This window comes from Shinella sumterensis (genome assembly GCF_004514425.2).
In the GTDB taxonomy this organism is placed as follows: Bacteria; Pseudomonadota; Alphaproteobacteria; order Rhizobiales; family Rhizobiaceae; genus Shinella; species Shinella sumterensis.
The window spans coordinates 1-18,874 of record NZ_MYFN02000025.1; the positions used below are offsets into that span (position 1 = coordinate 1).

16 protein-coding genes are annotated in these 18,874 nt (G+C 62.5%); 4 read left to right on the forward strand and 12 right to left on the reverse strand.

The window, feature by feature from the left end:
- Nucleotides 1-500, forward strand: a 500-nt coding sequence (locus B5M41_RS25425; protein ID WP_230640357.1) for an IS6 family transposase, incomplete at its 5' end; no start/stop codon positions are given.
- A gap of 34 nt (nucleotides 501-534) precedes the next feature.
- Nucleotides 535-1,703, forward strand: a protein-coding gene (locus B5M41_RS25430) for an IS3 family transposase (protein ID WP_134653325.1) whose coding sequence is annotated in 2 segments (ribosomal slippage) — nucleotides 535-799 and nucleotides 799-1,703 — 1,170 coding nt in all. Because the reading frame shifts where the segments join, the coding sequence is not laid out codon by codon here.
- A gap of 203 nt (nucleotides 1,704-1,906) precedes the next feature.
- On the opposite strand, the gene B5M41_RS25435 is transcribed toward B5M41_RS25430, so the two are convergent.
- From B5M41_RS25435 to B5M41_RS25490, 12 genes are all read right to left on the reverse strand, one after another.
- Entirely contained in the window at nucleotides 1,907-3,013 is a 1,107-nt protein-coding gene (locus B5M41_RS25435; RefSeq protein WP_134711075.1) for an ABC transporter ATP-binding protein, read from the reverse strand.
- Nucleotides 3,014-3,059: 46 nt separating this feature from the next.
- Nucleotides 3,060-4,079 (reverse strand): alcohol dehydrogenase catalytic domain-containing protein, encoded by a 1,020-nt coding sequence (locus B5M41_RS25440; RefSeq protein WP_134711077.1) that lies wholly within the window; start codon nucleotides 4,077-4,079, stop codon nucleotides 3,060-3,062.
- A 26-nt stretch (nucleotides 4,080-4,105) separates the two neighbouring features.
- A complete protein-coding gene (locus B5M41_RS25445; RefSeq protein WP_134653403.1) occupies nucleotides 4,106-4,924 on the reverse strand; it encodes a carbohydrate ABC transporter permease in 819 nt (272 codons plus the stop codon).
- Nucleotides 4,921-5,781 (reverse strand): carbohydrate ABC transporter permease, encoded by an 861-nt coding sequence (locus tag B5M41_RS25450; protein WP_167722552.1) that lies wholly within the window; start codon nucleotides 5,779-5,781, stop codon nucleotides 4,921-4,923. The genes B5M41_RS25445 and B5M41_RS25450 overlap by 4 nt, the downstream gene beginning before the upstream one ends.
- A gap of 61 nt (nucleotides 5,782-5,842) precedes the next feature.
- Nucleotides 5,843-7,150 carry an ABC transporter substrate-binding protein gene (locus B5M41_RS25455; RefSeq protein ID WP_134653341.1) on the reverse strand — a complete coding sequence of 436 codons (1,308 nt, stop codon included), beginning with the start codon at nucleotides 7,148-7,150 and terminating at the stop codon, nucleotides 5,843-5,845.
- Between the two features lie 23 nt (nucleotides 7,151-7,173).
- Nucleotides 7,174-8,016 (reverse strand): sugar phosphate isomerase/epimerase family protein, encoded by an 843-nt coding sequence (locus B5M41_RS25460; protein WP_134711081.1) that lies wholly within the window; start codon nucleotides 8,014-8,016, stop codon nucleotides 7,174-7,176.
- Nucleotides 8,017-8,290: 274 nt separating this feature from the next.
- The gene (locus B5M41_RS25465) at nucleotides 8,291-10,072 is read right to left on the reverse strand and encodes an extracellular solute-binding protein (protein WP_134711083.1); all 1,782 of its coding nucleotides are present in this window, start codon (nucleotides 10,070-10,072) and stop codon (nucleotides 8,291-8,293) included.
- Nucleotides 10,073-10,358: 286 nt separating this feature from the next.
- Complete coding sequence (locus tag B5M41_RS25470) at nucleotides 10,359-11,294, reverse strand: ABC transporter permease (RefSeq protein WP_134653263.1); 936 nt, start codon at nucleotides 11,292-11,294, stop codon at nucleotides 10,359-10,361.
- Nucleotides 11,287-12,861, reverse strand: a complete 1,575-nt coding sequence (locus B5M41_RS25475) for a sugar ABC transporter ATP-binding protein (RefSeq protein WP_134653265.1) — start codon at nucleotides 12,859-12,861, stop codon at nucleotides 11,287-11,289. The genes B5M41_RS25470 and B5M41_RS25475 overlap by 8 nt, the downstream gene beginning before the upstream one ends.
- Nucleotides 12,858-14,024 (reverse strand): levoglucosan dehydrogenase, encoded by a 1,167-nt coding sequence (locus B5M41_RS25480; protein ID WP_230640358.1) that lies wholly within the window; start codon nucleotides 14,022-14,024, stop codon nucleotides 12,858-12,860. The genes B5M41_RS25475 and B5M41_RS25480 overlap by 4 nt, the downstream gene beginning before the upstream one ends.
- A gap of 110 nt (nucleotides 14,025-14,134) precedes the next feature.
- Nucleotides 14,135-15,256: a substrate-binding domain-containing protein gene (locus B5M41_RS25485; protein ID WP_134711101.1), complete on the reverse strand. Its 1,122-nt coding sequence runs from the start codon at nucleotides 15,254-15,256 to the stop codon at nucleotides 14,135-14,137.
- A gap of 43 nt (nucleotides 15,257-15,299) precedes the next feature.
- Nucleotides 15,300-16,112, reverse strand: a complete 813-nt coding sequence (locus tag B5M41_RS25490; protein ID WP_134653383.1) for a sugar phosphate isomerase/epimerase family protein — start codon at nucleotides 16,110-16,112, stop codon at nucleotides 15,300-15,302.
- Between the two features lie 193 nt (nucleotides 16,113-16,305).
- Here B5M41_RS25490 and B5M41_RS25495 point away from each other — a divergent pair, with 193 nt between their 5' ends.
- Together B5M41_RS25495 and B5M41_RS25500 are read left to right on the forward strand one after the other, a co-directional pair.
- A complete protein-coding gene (locus tag B5M41_RS25495) occupies nucleotides 16,306-17,658 on the forward strand; it encodes an ROK family transcriptional regulator (protein WP_230640359.1) in 1,353 nt (450 codons plus the stop codon).
- A gap of 10 nt (nucleotides 17,659-17,668) precedes the next feature.
- Nucleotides 17,669-18,682: a substrate-binding domain-containing protein gene (locus tag B5M41_RS25500; protein ID WP_134652724.1), complete on the forward strand. Its 1,014-nt coding sequence runs from the start codon at nucleotides 17,669-17,671 to the stop codon at nucleotides 18,680-18,682.
- Nucleotides 18,683-18,874: the final 192 nt, after the last annotated feature.

Below are 18,874 nucleotides of genomic sequence, written 5' to 3' on the forward strand. Positions count from 1 at the left end.
TCGCCCACCAACTCAAGCGGCGGTCGATCGGCAACTTCGCAGACAAATGGCATCTCGATGAGATGGTCGTATCGATCAAGGGCAAGAAATACTGGCTGTGGCGCGCCGTCGATGCCAACGGCTACGTTCTCGATGCTCTGCTGCAAAGCCGCAGAAACAAGGGAGCCGCTCTTCGGCTGATGCGCAAATTGTTGAAGAGCCAAGGTGTTGCGCCGCGCGTGATGGTGACAGACAAGCTGCGTTCTTATTCCGCCGCAAAGCGAGAGATCATGCTGGGGATCGAACACCGTTCGCACAAAGGGCTCAACACCCTCGCAGAAAATTCTCACCTTCCCGTTCGACGACGAGAGCGACGCATGATGCGGTTCAAGTCGGCAGGTCAATGCCAACGTTTCGTCTCAACCCACGGCCAAATTGCCAATCTTTTCCAACTTCATCGAAAACACCTGAATGCCGCTGATCATCGCCTGGTCTGCCCCCTGAAAAGTGGTCCTCCCTGAAGTAGGCTATTGAGCCGTTGGAGAGGACGTTGGAATGCCCCAGAAGAAGCACAAACCCGAAGAGATCGTGGCGAAGCTGCGCCAAGTCGATGTTCTGTTGTCGCAAGGTCGTTCTGTCGGAGAAGCGGTCCGTTTGATCGGCGTGACGCAGTTTACGTATTACCGCTGGCGCAAGGAGTTCGGCGGCCTGAAGGGTGACCAGGTGAAGCGGCTGAAGGAGCTCGAGAAAGAGAACGACCGGCTGCGCAAGGCTGTGTCGGACCTGACGCTCGAGAAGCTGATCCTGAAAGAGGCCGCCTCGGGAAACTTCTGAGCCCCGCCCGTCGTCGGCGGTGCGTCGACCATGTCGTGGCGAAGTTCTCCGTCTCGGAGCGGTTTGCCTGCAAGGTTCTCGGCCAGCATCGTTCGACCCAGCGCAAGAAGCCGCAAGGCCGGCCCGATGAAGAGGCGTTGACCGCCGACATCATCCGGCTCGCTTCCCGCTATGGCCGTTATGGCTATCGCAGGATCACGGCGATGCTGCGGTCTGAAGGCTGGACGGTGAACGCCAAGCGCGTCGAACGCATCTGGCGGCGGGAGGGGCTGAAGGTTCCCCAGAAGCAACCGAAGAAGGGGCGGCTCTGGTTGAATGACGGATCGTGCATCCGGCTTCGACCCGAGCATCCAAACCATGTCTGGTCCTATGACTTCGTCGAAGGCCGGACCCACAATGGCAGGAAGTTCCGCATGCTCAACATCATCGACGAGTTTACCCGGGAATGCCTGGCGATCCGCATCGGCCGCAAGCTCAACTCCACCGATGTCATCGACGCTCTGTCAGACCTGTTCATCCTGCGGGGTGTGCCTGGCCATGTTCGTTCCGACAACGGCCCGGAGTTCATCGCCAAGGCTGTACGGGAGTGGATTGCCGCCGTCGGAGCAAAGACCGCCTTCATCGAGCCGGGAAGCCCTTGGGAGAACGGCTATTGCGAGAGCTTCAACTCGAAGCTGCGTGACGAGTTGCTGAACGGAGAGATCTTCTACAGCCTCGCCGAGGCCAAGGTCATTATCGAAGCATGGCGGCGCTACTACAATACCGAGCGGCCGCACTCATCGCTCGGATATAAACCGCCGGCACCGGAGGCCATCATCTGGCCTGCGCCAGCACGCGGGTCAGCCTCATCATCTGCCCAGGCGATGGCCCAGAAACCCATCATGCATTAAGACTGAAACCGGACCACCCTATGGGGTCAGGCCAGTAGTTCATCGCGACGAAGGTTTGCGAGAGCTGGCGCGAAAGATAAGCGCCGAAAATCGAACCGGCGAATCTCAAAATTAGGTGCGATGCGCTGCTGGAACGGGCGCTTTCTTACAGCCATTGCTCTTGACTGGATTCGAACCTATCACCGTACCCAGGAGGTACAAAGCTAGCTGAGAACCGGCCCGCTAATATCTTGGCGGTGACCCGACAATCTGTCGCCAGTCTTGGCATCAAACACATGAGCTTGTTGCTCATCCAACAGCAGAGCCAAGTGATCGCCAGCCTTGAAGCGCTCCTTGCCACGATAGGAAAGTGTGATGCTTCCTCCTTCAAAATGCGCCTGAATCAGTGTCTCCGCACCCATCGGTTCGACGATCGCGACCGTGGTCCTTAATGTGGGTGTCTGGTCATCCTTGGCGATTTCGATGTGCTCCGGCCGAATACCATAGATCACCATGCGCTTGGTCGATGCTTCAATGCCCGGCGGCAGTGGCAGCCTTTCCCCACCGGAGGCACGGAATCCCTGTCCCGGCTCGAGCGTACCTTCGATGAAGTTCATCGCCGGCGAGCCGATGAAGCCTGCCACAAACAGATTGGCCGGGTTGTCGTAAAGCTCGAGCGGGCTGCCGACCTGTTCGACCCTGCCGCCGTTCATGACCACGATCCGGTCGGCCATCGTCATCGCTTCGACCTGGTCATGCGTCACATAGATGCTCGTGGTCTTGAGCCTCTGGTGCAAGGCTTTGATCTCAGCCCGCATCTGCACGCGCAGTTTGGCGTCAAGATTGCTGAGCGGCTCGTCGAACAGGAAGACCTTGGGGTCTCGAACGATGGCGCGGCCCATGGCCACGCGCTGCCGTTGACCGCCCGACAACTGCTTGGGATAGCGGTCCAGCAGCTGAGTGAGGTCGAGCATGTCGGCCGCAGCGCGGATTTTGCTGTCCGCTTCGCTCTTTGGCGCCTTTGCAAGCCGGAGCGAGAAGCCCATGTTTTCGGCCACGCTCATATACGGATAGAGGGCGTAGGTCTGGAAGACCATAGCGATGTCGCGGTCCTTGGGAGACACGCCGATCACGCTGCGGCCGTCGATCCGGATATCACCGCCGGTCGACTGTTCGAGCCCGGCCAGCATCCGCAGAAGCGTCGACTTTCCGCAACCCGATGGCCCGACAAGGATCACGAACTCGCCGTCGGCGACGTCGAGCGTAATGCCCTTTAGAACCTCATGTGCGCCGAAGGCCTTCCGCGCCTTGTCAAAACTCACCGTCGCCATGTCTTGTCTCCCCTGCGCTGTATTTCGGTCATCCTGGTGTCGCGCCTCACATGAGGAAGACGGCTTTTTCCGTCTTGCGCTCGTCGAACAGGCGGAAGGCCGTCTCGGCTTCGTCCAGGGAGAATGTATGGGTGGCCAGCTTTTCGAGATCGATCTTGCCCGTCTCGACGATATGGAGGATGTCGTCATACTCCGACACGCCGAAATACCATGAGCCCATGAGGCTGACCTGCTTGCGGATCAGCTGATCGCTCGTCTTGATCGTCGTTTCCCGGCTCTCGCCGACGAAAGCGACCTTGGCGAAGGGAGCGGCGACATCGAGCGCCATGTTCTGGGCAGCCCCGTTGCCGGAGCAATCGAGCGCCGCGGTCACACCCCTGCCGCCGAAATCCATGATCTCCTCACGAGCCGTCGGCGAGGTCGGGTCCAGCACCAGATCGGCGCCGAGGCTCGCTGCGAACTCGCGACGCTCTGCAATCGGATCGAGCGCGATGACCTTGCCGCCAAGCGCCTTGGCGGCAAGCACGCCGGCCGATCCCATCGGACCCAGCCCCCAGATACCCACGGTGCTGAGACCGTTGACGCCGAGTTTGCGCGCCGCGCTGCACAGCGTTCCGAAAGCATCCGTCGAAATCGCACCCGCCAGATAGGACATGCAGTCGGGAAGACGCAGCAGGTTGCGTTCCGGTACCGCGATATATTCCGCATTGCCGCCATCCGCCGTGAAGCCGAGGCAGGTCCATTCGGCGCAGAGATGGAAATGGCCGGCGCGGCAATAGGCGCAGACGCCGCAGCCGACGGCGAGATGGATCGCCACCCGGTCGTCCTTCTTGAATTGCCGTACCGCCGAACCGACCTCGACAATGATACCCGCCGGCTCGTGGCCTGTGATGCAGCGCCCGGCCGCATCGCCGCCGACGACGGCATTGCCATAATAGAGACTCAGGTCGCTACGGCAGATGCAGGACGCCTTGACCTGGACGAGCACCTCGTCCTGGCGCGGCTTCGGCACTTCGACGGCACGGATTTCGACGCGCTTGTTGCCAGGAAGGAAGACAGCTTTCATGGAATGACTCCGGAATTCTCGAATGATTATTTGACGGCGCCGGCTGTAAGTCCGCGGGTGAAGGACCGCTGAAGGACCAGGAAAAGGGCGACGATCGGTGCGAAGGCGATGATCCCTGCGGCAGCGATCCCGCCATAGTCGACGCCGTAGCGGCCCTGGAGCGTGGCGGCGCCGACGGTCAGCGGCTTGAGAGCTTCGTCCTGAATCACCACGAGTGGCAGAAGATATTCCTGCCAGGAGAACAGGAAGGCGATCAGTGCCAGCGACAGAAGGCCGGGGCGGACGACTGGGAGCACGACCTTTACATAGGTCTCGAACAAGGTCGCACCATCGATGACCGCCGCCTCGAGCAGTTCGTCCGGCACATCCTCCATCACCGTACGCATCATGAAGATGGAGAACGGCAGCAACAGCGCCGCTTGCGGCAGAATGACCCCGATCCGGGTGTTGAGCAGCCCCAAAGCCTGCAGATCACCGTAAAGCGCGACGATCACCGAGGGTGCAGGCACAACCAGGCCCGCAAGAAAGAGCGCAAAGACCGCCTCCTTGCCCCTGAACTTGAGCTTGGCGAAGGCAAATCCCGCCAGCGGCGCCGTCAGCACGACCAGAAGGGTTGAGCCGACACTGATCATCAAGCTGTTGACGATGAATCGCGAGAAGCCGCTCTCGAACCAGACGCGCCTGAAATTCGAGAAATCGATCGGCCAGGGCAGCGAAAGCGGCCCGGAGAACAGGTCTGACTCGCTGCGAACGGATGCGAGCAGCACCAGATAGATCGGCATCAGCGCATAGAGTGCGAAGACCAGCAGGACGATATGCTGAAGAATACGCGAGGTACGGGTCATGGCTGCCTCAGGATGCGATAGCTCAGGCCGCCGACAAGAAGCACGATCACCAGCAGCACCACGGAGAGCGCTGCGGCATAGCCGAAGTCGCCGACCAGGAAGAAGGTCTTGTAGATATGCGTGGTCAGGACTTCGGTGTCGTAGCCGGGTCCTCCTTGCGTGGTAACCCAGACCAGGTCGAAGAAGCGCATGGCTTCGATCGCGGAGTAGAGGCCGAGGAACAGGGTCGTGCTCTTGAGCAGCGGGACGGTGATGAAGCGGAAACGCTGCCCCCAACTCGCGCCGTCGAGCGATGCCGCTTCATAGAGCGACGGATCGATCGACTGGATCGCCGAGAGATAAATCAGGATGCAGAAGCCGTAGAAGGTCCAGGCGCCGGCGGCGTTGAGCGATATCAGCGCCGAGCCGGGCTCGGCGAGCCAGGCGCCGCCCCATGAGCCGAGCCCCGCCATATCGAGAAGATAGTTCAGAAGTCCGAATACCGGATTGTAGATCCATCCCCAAATGATGCCGGCAACGACCAGCGGGATCGTCCGCGGCAGAAAATAGACGGCGCTCATGACCTTGACGAGGCGCGGCGAGCGTTCGGCCAGGATGGAGGCGAGGATGAGGCCGATCAGCAGCGGAAAGCACAGGGTGAGCACCGCCCAGATGGCGTTGTGGCCGAGCGCCGTCCAGAAAACGTTGTCGGACACGAGCCGGCTGTAATTCGACAGGCCGCCGAACGCCTTGATCGACCCGTTATCCCAGGAGAACATGCTGTAGGCAGCCACCTGGAGGATCGGGACTGCAACGAAAGCGCCATAGAGCAACAGTGCAGGAAGCACAAAGAGCCAGGCTTGTCGGCTGCTGTACATCATCATATCCAATGCTTGAGGATGACGGCTCGCGCCGCCATCCGGTTTTCCTGCGGCGTCGTCAGGGGACCCAACGCTCCCCCTTGTCGATGGCGGCCTTCCACGATGCCTGCATGGCGGCAAGGAAGTCGTCCGGGGTCGTCTCGCCGCCGATCAGCTTCTGAAGCTCGGGATAGAGCACCTGTGTCACGCTCTCCGGGACCGTGGTGTGCAGGTCATAGAAGTTCGCGTCCGGAGTCTTGAGACCCTCGGTGTAGAAGTCCTTCACGACGGGCAGGGTTTCCCAGCTCTTCAGTTCGTCGGGCGTCGTGCCGATGGGGACGAGATACCCCTTTTCGACCCAAACCTTCCGGCTATCCTTGGACGTCAGGCAGTCGATGTAGCTCGCCGCAGCGTCCTTGACGTTCTGTGGCGCGGCAGCGGAGATCTGCCACTGCGAACCCTCACCCCACATCGTACCGGCCGGAACGTCGCCGGCAATCGGCGGCAGCATGAACACGCCGAGATCGAACTTGGCGCCCCGCGCCATGTCCTGCAGCACCCAGGTGCCGGTGATGGTCATCGCCGCACGGCCGCCCAGGAACAGGGCATTCGCCTCGTCGTAACCGATGCCGTTGAAACCGCGCGGGAAATATCCGTCATTGGCCCATCGCTGGAATGTCTCCGCCGCGAGCTTGAACTTCGGATTCCTCCAGGGCTCGTCGCCGAAGAACACTTTCTCTTCACCAGCACGTCCGGCGGTCAGGCCGAGGATCAGGCTCAGCGTGTTGGTGGCCGGCCAGCGGTCACGGTTACCGAATGCGATCGGAACGCGCCCGGCTGCCTTGATCTTTTCGACGACATCCTTGAACTCGGCGTAGGTCGTCGGCACGGCGAGACCCAATTCCGTAAACATCGCCTTGTTGTAGTATACACCCATCAGGTCCTGCTCCATCGGAACGGCGTAGAGCTTGCCCTGGTAGGAATTGCGACCGCGGTAGAAGGCGTTGACGTTCTCCCAGCCGTACTTCTTGTAGTAGTCGTCGAGCGGTGCCACCTTACCCGTTCGGGCATATCCTGCCAGCACCGAGGCGGCAGGCCATGTATAGCCGAGGTCCGGCGTCTTGTCGGCGGATACGGCGAGCCGATAGCTCTCGCGAATGCCGATCGACGGGACCACCGTGCGAAGGATCTTGACGTCCTTAAGCGATGCTTCGCAGGTCTTGATCAGTTCATCCATCGCCGGGCCGGCGGCAGTGATGCCGGCATTGGAAAACTGGTCCCATTGCGTGACGACATTCTCCTGCGCCAGCGCGGTCGATGCGGTGGCCAGCATGATCACCGACGTCGCCGCCTTAGCGAGCCCGCGCCGTTTCAATTCAAGCTTCATTGGGTTTCCTCCTCCCTACACAATCAATCCAGCGTCTTTTCGAGATCCTTCAGGTAACCGATCGCGCTGCGGGCAACCCGATCGGGATCGAAATTGCGGCCGCTGAAACCCGCTTCCATGGTCAGGTAGCCCTTGAAGCCGATATCCTTGAGCGCCTTCATGACCCCGTACCAGTCAACCGTGCCCTCGCCGGGGGGCAATCGGTCGGTATCGGCAAAGTGCACATGATCGAGATGCGCGGCCATTTCGTGCACGTAGTCGGAACTGACCTCGTTTCGGTAAAGCGCATGAAAGGTGTCGAACATCACCTTGACATTGTCCGAACCCACCTGCTCCCGAAGCAGCAGCGCCTGTCCGGGCGTGTCGATCAGGTTAGAGTCCGATGAGGTCGGCTCGATGCTGATGCCGATGCCCTTGTCGCGGGCATGGGCGGCGATTTCCCTGAGTGCGGCCAAGCTCCAGTCCCAGGCCTGCTGGTATCCCGTGCCGAAGGACCGCCAGCCGGCGATATAGAGGACGCGCTCGGCGCCGAGATCATGGGCGAGGTCGACCACTTCCTTGTAATGGGCAATCGTGGCCGTGCGTTCCGCCTCGAGCAGCGAGGCAGGATTGTTGCCCGGTCCGCCGCCGGGGGCCGGCAGCAGCGAGACGGGTTTGAGGTTGACATCCCCCATCAGCGCCTTCAGGTCCCGGCGATGCTCTTGGGAAAGGTGGGACGGCCAGGCATGCGGCGCCGCGCAACCGATCTCGATACCATCATAGCCGATAGCCGCGATGCGCCGGATCGTTTCCTCCAGCGAATAGGATGGAACCCAAGCAGGAAAACTCGAATAGGCCCATGTATTGAAAGCGTATTTGAACGCCATGACGGTCTCTCCTCCGGACGCGACTGTCCACCGGCGCGGCACCATGCGGCGGCCGCTCCCTGTCTGCCGGCTTCTGTTGATAGTGCTTGCGCGGGTGATCCTTCCGGCCTCGGCCGTCCGGTCCCTACCCTTCCCAGTGTCCGCAGCCTCCACTGCGTTCCGCAATATGCGGTTCGAATGAGCACACGCTAGGACGGGCCGCCGTCGGAGGCCAGTCTCAAATATATCCATAATGGATAAAACTGCAGCATTGCCGCATCCGCCGGCGGATGGGCTAGTAATGGCCTTCCTGACGCATCACGGCATCCGCGCGGTTCTGCGCATCGGTCAAGGCCCGCATGACCGCCTTGCGACCGCTCAAGAGGTCGTGAATTTCCTCGCCCGCAATCGCGATGATCTCGGGGACGCCCACGATAGGGGGACGCGGCCACATCCCGAGATAGCCTTTCGTGTTGAAATCATCGATGGCGCCGATGAAGGGCGAGATCGAGCGGATTTCCGGATCGCGGCTGACGCTGATGCGCGAACTCGCGAGGCTCCCGTTCATGAGGTAGAGCTTGACTGCGTTCGACGAGGTGAGCATGCGCAGCGCCTCCCACACCGAGCTGATCCGCGACGGCGCGATATTGGCGGGTATCCCCAGGGCATAGCCGCCGACCGGCACGATCGGCCGGCCGTTGCGACCCGTGGGATGCGGTAGATACCCGGTCTTGCGATAGGCCGGTGATTGCGGGACGGCCTCATGCAGGTGGGCCAGCAGCGAATGCGAATAAGCCAGCGCCGCGTTGCCATTGGCATAGATGCTCGCACGTTCGAACCAGGTGATGTCGAGGATGTTCGGCGGCGACACCTCGATCAGCGCCCGCATGTAGTCCACCGTATCCCTTGCTTCCTCCGATAGGAACGTCGGGCGCAGCCCCTCGCCCCGCGCGCCCGCGACATCGAAGCCTTGTTCAGTGCGGGGAAGATCGATGATCGGGCGGCCGAACGCGCCCATCATCATGATAAAGCTATGGCCTAGCGCCGTGCCGCGGCCACCATTCCAGGCAATCCCGAAAATGCCCCTTGCCGGAGAATGGAGCCGCCGTGCGGTTTCGATCACATCTTCCGCCGTGCGCGGCGGCTCCAGGCCGCGCTCCTGCATCAGGTCGGTGCGGTAGGCCAGCACCTCGCCTGTCATCAACATGGGAATGCCGAGCTGCCGGCCGCCGTGGCGCGAGCTTGCCAGCGCATCCGGGTAGATATCCTCGACGTCCACCGGCTTCTCGGCCATCAGCCCATCGAGCGGCAACAGACGCCCGTGATACCCCATCTCGCCGAACCAGGGCAGATCGCACGCAATGAGATCATAGCGTGATTGCGACCGCCTGCTGTTGGCCACGATCTCGGCATGCAGCGGGTCGATGGCGCGGGCATGGGCTTCGATCGGCACGCCGAGAATGAGTTCGAGCTGGCGCTTGAGCGCGCTCATCGCCATGAAGGTGGTATCCGCATGCACCAGCATGCGCAGCGCCCGCCCGAGCGAGAGCTTGCTGGCCAGAACCACCGGCGGGGGAATGATGCCGGCGGCAACATCCGGCGCCGCGCGTCGTCGCGAAGGCATCCTTTCCCCATCGGCTTCGGTCGTCACGTCGCGCAACAGCCTCTCCCCGCGATGGGAGAAGGCATGCCATCGCGAGATCAGGTCGCCGGAAGGATGCAGCGAATAGGAAAGTCCTGTTGATGTCCGCGGCCGCGCGACAATCAGCTTCGTCTCGAGCATGGCATCGATCGCCCGCATCGCGGTGCCATAGGAGAGCCCGGACGACGCGGCGAGAGACGATTTCGTCACCAGCACGCCCGACAGGTGGTTGCGCACCAGCTCGATGACGATACGCATGTCGCGCTGCGATATCTGCGCCCCGAATATGCGCTCGCCCTCGTCATAGAGCGCGACGACGAAATCGAGAAAACGGTTCAGATCCTGCTTCTGGAGGGTGCCCCGGACGAAATTTCCCTCATGCTCATAGGGGCCTTCCGGAGACGGAGGCGCATGTGCGGAACGCGGTTTCTTCATGGCTGCATTGTAGGTGCCTATGCAGCACTTCGCGAGCGATTTCCTTCCCTCGAATGCTGGATGCCGACCTGGCAAAGGCACGGCGGCCGCAAGATAGCCGTCGAAATCGCCCTATGCAGCTCTGCCAATTATGCCGCTGAGCATGTGAAAATGGCGAAACTCGATCGCTCTTGCGAGCAGCCCGCTTCAGCTCGAGTCGGTGCAACTTGCTCACCGAAAAGTTCCGCGAGTCCACCCCAGCATTCCGGACGGGCGGTGACGGTTCCGACGATGGTCACGGTCATGCTCAGCTCCTCTTCTGGCTGAGGGCGACGGCGAGGATGATGATGCCGCCGCGGGCAATGAGCTGCTGGCTGAATTCGAGGCCCATGAGGATAAGGCCATTGTTGATGAGGCCGATCATCAGTGCGCCGACGATGGTCCCGATAACGGTCCCCTTGCCGCCGAAAAGGCTCGTGCCGCCGAGCACCGCCGCGGCGATCACTGAGAGTTCGTCGCCCTCGCCAAGCTGAAAGCGGCCGGATTGCAGACGCCCGGCATAAAGCATGCCGGCAAGGGCGGCAGCCAGCGACGAAAGGACAAGCACCTTGAACTTGACGCTCTTCGTATCGATGCCGGAGTACCGTGCCGCCGTCTCGCCGCCACCAGTCGCCAGCACCCGCCGGCCGAAGCCCGAGCGGCGCAAGACGATATGGCCGATGCCGCCGAGAACCGCCATCCAGAGAAGCAGCACCGGCACCGGGCCGAGATTGCCGCCGCCGAAGAGCCAGGAATAGCCCGGCGACAGAATAGGCACGGCGGCCGTCGCCGATATCCACATGGCGACGCCCTTGGCGATGCCCATCATGGCAAGCGTGGTGAGGAAGGAGGGAATGCCGACGCGGGTGGTGAGCCAGCCGTTGAACATGCCGACCGCAAGCCCCGTGGCGATGCCGGCACCGACACCGGCGATCGGCCCGCCCACCGCAATCGCCATCGCGACGGTGACGGTCGAAAGGCCCGCGACCGCACCGACCGAAAGATCGATCTCGCCAGCCGAAAGCACGAAGGTCATTGCGATCGCCATGACCGCAATCATCGCCGTCTGCCGCACGATGTTCAGCAGGTTGTTGGGGTTGAGGAACCCCTTGTCGGCCAGCGTCATGGCAAAGACGATGAAAATAACGACGAAGCCGATGTAGATGATGTTCTGGCGCCAGTTGGCGAAGAAGGCATTAGCCATGGGATACCTCCTGAAGCGCAAGGGCCTTCTGGATTTCGATCTGGAGCCGCTGTTCGGCGGCCTGGAGACGGTGAGCAAGGTCGTCGGCGGGCACGGAGGGATCTTCCAGCGCCTCGCGCGGCAGATCCTGATGCACACGCCCCTCGGTCATGACGAGGATGCGGTCGCAGGCGGTCAGAAGCTCGGAGAGTTCGGACGAGATCATGATGATGCCCTTGCCGGCGGCCGCGAGTTCACGCACCAGGCGGATAATCTCCGACTTCGAACCGATATCGATGCCCGCGGTAGGCTCGTCGAGAATGAGGATGTCGGGATTGGTGGCGAGCCATTTGCCGATGACCACCTTCTGCTGGTTGCCGCCCGAAAGCGTCGAGACGGCATGATCGCGGCTCGCCGTCTTTACGCGCAGGCGCTCGATTTGCGCATCGGTCAGGTCGTTCGCCGCCTTCGTATCGACGAGACCGGCCGCGGAAAGCCGGTCGATGACGGCGAGGATCATGTTGGAGGCAACCGAATGGGCGGGGATGATGCCCTGGGTCGCGCGTGCTTCCGGAACCAGTGCGACACCTGCGGCGATCGCGTCCCCCGGCTTGCGGATCACGACCGCGCGGCCCTTGATGCGGATTTCGCCCTTGAGGACCGGGTCGATGCCGGCGATCACCCGCGCGAGCGACGAGCGGCCGGAACCGAGAAGGCCAGCGAGCCCCAGCACCTCACCGCGATGCAGCGTCAGGGAAATGTTCTCCGGCTTATGGCGACCGCTGACATTCTTCAGTTCCAGAAGCACATCGCCCCGCACGGCCGCGCTGCGCTCGATGTCCGACAGCCCTTTCGAGCGCCGGCCGACGATATGCTCGATCATCGTATCGATCGGCAATTCGCTGAGCGGAGCGGTGATGACGTGACGGCCGTCGCGCAGGATCGTTGCCCGGTCGGCAATGCGGGCGATTTCGTCCATGCGGTGGCTGACATAGATGATCGCTACCCCCTTCGCCTTCAGCTTGTGCAGAAAGACGAAGAGCCGCTCGACATCGGAAACGGCGAGCGCCGTCGACGGCTCGTCCAGCACCAACACCTTAGCATCCTGCGAGATCGCCTTGGCGATTTCCGTCAACTGTTTCTGCCCGGCGCCGAGATCGCCGACGAGAGCTTTCGGATCGACGAATACATCGAGCAGCGCAAAAAGGTCCGCCGCGCGCCGCTCGGCCTCCCGGTCGTCGATAAGCCCCGTGCCGACGCGGTATTCACGCGTCAGGAAGATGTTCTGGGCAACCGTCAGCGTCGGGACAAGGCTCATTTCCTGGTAATTCATGGCGATGCCGGCGGCGCGCGACGCCTCCGGCGTATGCGTCGTCAGGGGCACGCCACCGACCTCGATTGTGCCCTTGTCAGGGCGATGCACCCCGTTCAGCACCTTGAGGATCGTCGACTTGCCCGCGCCGTTGCCGCCCAGCAGCGCATGGACCTCGCCGGGCATGACCTCGAAGGACACGTCATCCAGCGCATGCACCCCTCCAAAGGTCTTGGATATGCCGGTCATGCGGACGGCAGCGGCGCTCACACTCATCCCACCTTCTCCCACAGGCCGGTTTCGCCGGAACGAATGAGGGCGTCGGCGACGAGTTCCGTCTTGAGGCCGTCCTCGAAGTTCGGGCTGGGTTGCCGGTTCTTCGCAATGGCGGAGAAGAAATCGTAGCACTCGACGATCTTTGTCTCCGAATAGCCGATGCCGAGACCGGGAATGGGCCAGAGACCGTTGCCGTAGGGATGGGCCGGGCCGGTATAGACAGTGCGGAAACCGCGGGAATCCGCCGGGTCGTCGGCAAACATCACCTGAAGCTCGTCGCGGCGCTCGTAGTTGAAGTGGATCGAGCCCTTGGTGCCGTGAATTTCCAGCGTGATGAAGTTGTTGCGGCCATAGGCGTTACGGGTCGCTTCGAGACTGCCGATCGCACCACCCTCGAATTTCAGCATCGAGACGACTTCGTCGTCGACATCGACCTCGCCACGCTCCGCATCCTTGGCTTTTTCCGCCGCACCGAGCTTGTCGACGCCGCTTTGCTGAAGAGGACGTGTCTTGTTGTAGGTAGTGGTCAGCGCGTTCACTTCGGCGATCGGGCCGACGAGATAGTGGGCAAGATCGACCACATGGGTGGCGATGTCGCCGACCGAGCCGGAGCCGGCGATCTTCTTCTGGAAACGCCAGGAAAGGGGGGAATCCGGGTCAGCGGACCAGTCCTGCAGGTAGGTGCCGCGGAAATTGAGAATACGGCCGATGCGGCCTTCCTCGATATATGTCTTCGCAAGCGCCACGGCGGGGGTCCGGCGATAGTTGAAGGCGACCATATGGATGACGCCGGCAGCCTTGACCGCGTCATGCATCGCCCTCGCCTCTTCGACGGTGCGGGCGAGCGGCTTTTCGCAGATGATGTGCTTGCCGGCCTTAGCCGCCGCGATGGCGATCTCGGCATGCACGTTGTTCGGCGTGCAGATATCGACGACATCGACATCCGGCCGATTGACGACCGCGCGCCAGTCCGAGGACGCCTCCTCGAAACCGTAGCGACGACGCGCTTCCTCCGCCATGCCGTCGGTCACGTCGACGACGACCTTGCGGTGCGGAATGGCCGGTGCGGGCCAGAAGAACATCGGCATCGCGGCATAGGCCATTGCATGCGCCTTGCCCATGAAGCCGCCGCCAATCATGGCGACGTTCATCACTTTGGTCATCGGTTTTCTCCTGAAAGGGGTCGGCTGCTGCGAGCCGCGTTCCATCTGCGGGCCAAGGCCGGCTCATGTCATGCGGCGCGGGGCACGCTGCTTGCCCCGCGCCTCATCACTCACTGCCCGAGGCTTGACTTGATGTTGCCCGTCGCCTCGGCAGAATAGACGGCCTTCCAGCCGTCGAGCAGCGTCTCGCGCGTCACCGGCAGAGCGGGCAGCGCGACGAAGGCGGGCGCCTGCTTGCCGAGCAGCGCATAGCCGGCAAGCTTGGCTTCGACCACACCGGCGTCGTAAGGCCGCTGGGCACCGAGCCCCTTGACGAAACCGCCCTGGGCCATCGAGATCGCCACGTTCTCGCCGAGATCGACCGTGGTAATGACAAGATCGTCACGGCCGGCAACCCGCGCCGCCGAGATCACGCCTTCGGCCGGCACGTCCCAGACCGCCCATATACCCTTGACGTTCGGGTTCGAGGTCAGGATGGCGGATGCCGCCTTTTCCGCGTCACCCGAGAAGTCCGGGCCGCCGATACCCTGCTCGGCCACGATCTTGATATTCGGATAGTCCGACGCGATCGTCGCCTTGAAGCCATCGTAGCGCTGCTTGGTGACGAAGAAATCGGCAGCATGGAAGACCAGTCCGATATCGCCTTCGCCATTCAGCGCCTTGGCCATGAGATGTGCCGCAGCGACGCCGTTGCCATAGTTGTCAGCCGAAACCACGGATACATAATCCTTCCCGGCCACAAAACCGGTCGGCACGTTATCCATGAAAACAAGCTTGGTGCCGGCCTCCGCAGCCGCCTTGTAAGCTGCGGCGGTAGCCGTCGGATCAGTCGGGATCGAAACGATGATGCCCGGCTTCTGCGCCATGATCGTCTCGAGGTCAGATACCTGCTTTTCAGGCTTGAAGCCGGCGTCGGTCACCGCAAGAACCTTGATGCCCATGGCGGCGAACTGCGTCTGCAAGCCGTTGATCTGAGCCCGCGACCAGTCGTTACCGCCGTAGTGCATGACGATGGCGGCCGTCGCGTTCATGGTCTTGATCTTGGCCAGCTCCTCATCGGTGAGCGTGACGTCCGAGGCCAGCGATGGAGATTCGCCTGAGGGCCCTTTTGAAAGAACGGTCTTCTGAAGCTCCGCAAGCGCGGTATCCGGATCGGCGACGGCCGGTGCGGCAAAGGCAAATGCGAGCGCCAGCACGGCGGCTGTGCCCAAAAGGCTCCGTCTTGAAATCATAACTTTCTCCTCCCGAAAGTGGGGCTTGGCCCCGGTGCGGCCGTCAGGCCGATTTGAGATAGGCCATGCTGGCCTTCGCCCCCTCCAGCGGATCGGGCCAGCTATCGAGTTCGGCACAGATCCACCCGGCGAAGCCGACCTCCCGGAGCGCGGTGACGATGCCGTCCGTCGGCACGTCGCCGCGGTCGATGGGCGTGAAGGCGAAGGGCTCCTTCTGCAAGCCCTTGAGATGTACGTAGGAAATGCGGCCCGCATGCTCGCGGATCAGCGCCGCGGGGTCGCCGTCTGCGGCAGCGAGATGGGCGGTATCCGGGCAGAAGCCGATGCCGGTGAGCGCGAAGATCTTGCGCACCTCGGCCGGCCCTTCGACGATCGTCGAAAGATGCGGATGATAATGGGCGGCAAGGCCGCGCGCCTCGGCGATTTCCTTCACGCGGTCAAGAGCGGCGGCGAGCTTGTGATAGTCCACCTCGCGGATGCCGTCGAAGCGCTTCGCCCCGCCGCCGACGACGAGATGCGGCGCGCCGAGCTCGGCAGCGCGATCCGCCGCGCGGACAACGCGCGCCAGCTCCTCCGGCAGGATATCGTCGAAGATGAAGTTGCCGCCGGCATAGGTGGCGACCAGCGTCAGGCCGTTGTCGTCAAGCAGCCCCCGCATCTCGGCGGCGCTGAAATCCAGCAGATTGCCGTCGAACAGTTCGACACCTTCGTAACCGGCCGCCGTGATATCTGCAAAGGCGCGACGCATGTCGCCGAAGGTCCGATAGGCAAGGTTGGTGATCGACGTAACGCCAACGGCATCCCCGCCGAGGCTGCCCCAGCAATTCGCATGATAGGCGAGCTTGAACTCCGACATCGGCGCCTCCTCCCAGTGACCGTCTCGACTTCAGTGGCCTCGTCTTACGGCGGCAAAAAATCGATGTCAATATTTTATACGCACATCATGGCAAACTTTTGCAGATTTAATGCAAAAGTTTGCCGTTGCCAGCCGAAAGCTGCGTGGCTATCACATCGGACAGGATCGGATTCGCGGTGAAAGGATGCGGCCAATGGCAAGGATGGCATCTGTAGAGGCGGACATTCGCCCGCGACGTAAAGGGCGCCCCAGCGTCGCGGAAACCGCCGCGCCAAGCCTCGTCGACATCCTCAATCTTGTCAGGACCAACCGCGCGACGACCCGCCAGGAAATCGAGCGGCAAAGCGAGCTCGGCCGCGCCGTGGTGGCAGACCGGCTCGGCACGCTCGCCGAACTCGGCCTTGTGGACGAAAGCGAACTCGGCACCGCCACGGGCGGCCGTGCGCCGCGCCTCGTGCGCTTTGCCGCCGACCGCGGCCGTATCCTCGTCGCCACGCTGGATCAGACCGCGCTTGGCGTCGGAATTGCCGACCTCGCCGGCTCCCTCCTCATGGAACATCACGAGGCGAGCGAACTCACCCAGCCGGTACCCGCTCTCGCCGAGCGGCTCGTGACGCTCTTCCGCTGGATCCTGGAACGGCAGGCAAACCCGCCGCTTTATGGCATCTCGATATCCGTTCCCGGCGCCGTGCCGGATGGTGGGGAAGTGTTTTTCCAGCGCACTACGCCCGCCGTATTGCCGGGCTGGGACAGTTTTCCCCTGGTCGAGACGCTCGCTGCCGCCTTCGACGCGCCGGTCTGGCTGCGCTCCAGCGTCGAGACGATGACGATGGGCGAGCTTCATGCCGGCGCCGGCGAAGGCAATCGCACCATGCTCTTCGTGAAGGTCGGCAAACGCATCGGCGCCGGCCTCGCCAGCAACGGCGAACTCTTCCGCGGCGCGCAGGGCGCGGTCGGCCTCATCGGCTCCGTACCCGTGACGGCGGGCGAGCGGAGCGGCACGCTGGAGGCCATGGCCGGCTCGGACCATATTGCGCAGGAGGGAAGGCTTGCCGCCGAACGCGGCCTCAGCGCCGTCCTTGCCGATCATTTGCGGCGCGGCGGTCCCGTCACCGCGCTCGAGGTCGCACAGGCCGCCCAGATGGGCGATGCCGCCGCGATCGACATTCTCTCCCAGAGCGGACGATTAATCGGCCAGGTTGTCGCAACGCTCGCCAACATGCTCAATCCCGAACTGATCGTGCTTTCGGGCTCGATCGCGCAGACGAACGACATCCTGCTCGCCTCCACGCGCGAGGCGATCTATGGCGCCTGCCATCCGCTGGTGAGCCGCGACCTGCAGATCGTGCGCTCCCAGATGGGCAGTTCGTCGGGCCTCGTGGGCGCCGCCATCGTCGCCGCCGAAGGCCTTTTCGCGCCTTCGCTGCTGCGCGACTGGATCATGGCGGGCAGGCCGCAGGCCCATCCGCTATTCCAGCAACTGAAGGCCCAGATCGTGGACCGCAGGACATTTGAGGGAAACGCTGTCCGCCCCCCGGACATGTGAGGAGGATGCAATGGCCATTACCGGTCTCGGACCGCATGGAGAGCGGGCGTCGGCGCCCGAGCGGGTCCTGCTTTTGCCCGAGGACATGGCGCGGGCGCGGGCCAGCGGCTTCCGGGTGGCGGTCGTGCTGCATACGATGGCCAGCGACTGGGCGAAGCAGCAGCTTTCCGGCATCGTCGGAACACTCGGCAATTGCGGCATCGCCGTCATCGAGGTCGTCGATTGCGCCTTCACGCCGGACGTGCAGATCGAAGCGCTGGACCGGCTGATCGGCGAGGCTCCGGACGCCATCATCTCGCTGCCCGTCGCCAATTCGAAGGTCGCCGCCGCCCATGCCCGCGTCGCGGCCGCCGGCATCAAGCTCGTCCTGCTCGACAATGTCCCGACAGGCCTGCTCCCGGGCAAGGATTACTTCTCGCTCGTCTCGGCGGACAATTTCGGCCTGGGCAAGATCGCCGCCGAGGGGCTTTCGCCCCATGTGCCGCGCGGGGCCGAGGTCGGCGTGCTTGGTTACGACGCTGACTTCTTTGCAACGAACGAACGCGAAATAGCCTTCGTGAAATGGATGCAGGTTAATCGCCCGGACGTGAATCTCCGCATCCGGCGGTTTTCGACCCTGGCGGATGCTGGCCTGACCACCCACGCCCTTCTTGCCGAGCGTCCCGACCTCGCAGGCCTCTTCGTCGTCTGGGATACGCCCGCCATCGCCGCGATCGAGGTGCTTCGCGCATTGGATCGTCTCATTCCGATGGTCACGGCAGATCTCGGCCGCGATGCGGCAATCGCGCTTGCGGCGCACGAACCGCTCGTTGCCATCGCCGCCCAGCAGCCCTTCCGCCAGGGTGAAACAGCCGCCTCCATCGTCGTGAGCACCCTTCTCGGTCGGCTGCCGCCTGCCTGGATCGCCCTCCCCGGCCTTGCCGTAACCTCCGCCAATGTCGTCGAATGTTTCCAAACGGTCTGGCGCATGCCTGCACCTCGGGAGGTTCTTCAAAAACTCAGCCTCGTCCGGACTACAACCTAACGATATATTCGCCTTGAAAGGAATCGAACCTGAGACACCCTTTTTTGGCTGCGAAACCGCTATATCCCGGCAAGCACGCCGACCGACCAAAACAGTTAGCGATCCTTCGGATGCTTCAATCCCAACAAAATTTTTTTCGATATCAACGCTGATGTGATGAATTGCTGTTACTTAGCGGTTAGGTTGCTTTAA

Excerpts from the sequence above, each read along its gene's own strand:
- B5M41_RS25435 (WP_134711075.1), bottom strand. The coding sequence starts at position 3,013 with ATGGCGACGGTGAGTTTTGACAAGGCGCGGAAGGCCTTCGGCGCACAT.
- B5M41_RS25440 (WP_134711077.1), bottom strand. The coding sequence starts at position 4,079 with ATGAAAGCTGTCTTCCTTCCTGGCAACAAGCGCGTCGAAATCCGTGCC.
- B5M41_RS25445 (WP_134653403.1), bottom strand. The coding sequence starts at position 4,924 with ATGACCCGTACCTCGCGTATTCTTCAGCATATCGTCCTGCTGGTCTTC.
- B5M41_RS25450 (WP_167722552.1), bottom strand. The coding sequence starts at position 5,781 with ATGTACAGCAGCCGACAAGCCTGGCTCTTTGTGCTTCCTGCACTGTTG.
- B5M41_RS25455 (WP_134653341.1), bottom strand. The coding sequence starts at position 7,150 with ATGAAGCTTGAATTGAAACGGCGCGGGCTCGCTAAGGCGGCGACGTCG.
- B5M41_RS25460 (WP_134711081.1), bottom strand. The coding sequence starts at position 8,016 with ATGGCGTTCAAATACGCTTTCAATACATGGGCCTATTCGAGTTTTCCT.
- B5M41_RS25465 (WP_134711083.1), bottom strand. The coding sequence starts at position 10,072 with ATGAAGAAACCGCGTTCCGCACATGCGCCTCCGTCTCCGGAAGGCCCC.
- B5M41_RS25470 (WP_134653263.1), bottom strand. The coding sequence starts at position 11,294 with ATGGCTAATGCCTTCTTCGCCAACTGGCGCCAGAACATCATCTACATC.
- B5M41_RS25475 (WP_134653265.1), bottom strand. The coding sequence starts at position 12,861 with ATGAGTGTGAGCGCCGCTGCCGTCCGCATGACCGGCATATCCAAGACC.
- B5M41_RS25480 (WP_230640358.1), bottom strand. The coding sequence starts at position 14,024 with ATGACCAAAGTGATGAACGTCGCCATGATTGGCGGCGGCTTCATGGGC.
- B5M41_RS25485 (WP_134711101.1), bottom strand. The coding sequence starts at position 15,256 with ATGATTTCAAGACGGAGCCTTTTGGGCACAGCCGCCGTGCTGGCGCTC.
- B5M41_RS25490 (WP_134653383.1), bottom strand. The coding sequence starts at position 16,112 with ATGTCGGAGTTCAAGCTCGCCTATCATGCGAATTGCTGGGGCAGCCTC.
- B5M41_RS25495 (WP_230640359.1), top strand. The coding sequence starts at position 16,306 with ATGGCAAGGATGGCATCTGTAGAGGCGGACATTCGCCCGCGACGTAAA.
- B5M41_RS25500 (WP_134652724.1), top strand. The coding sequence starts at position 17,669 with ATGGCCATTACCGGTCTCGGACCGCATGGAGAGCGGGCGTCGGCGCCC.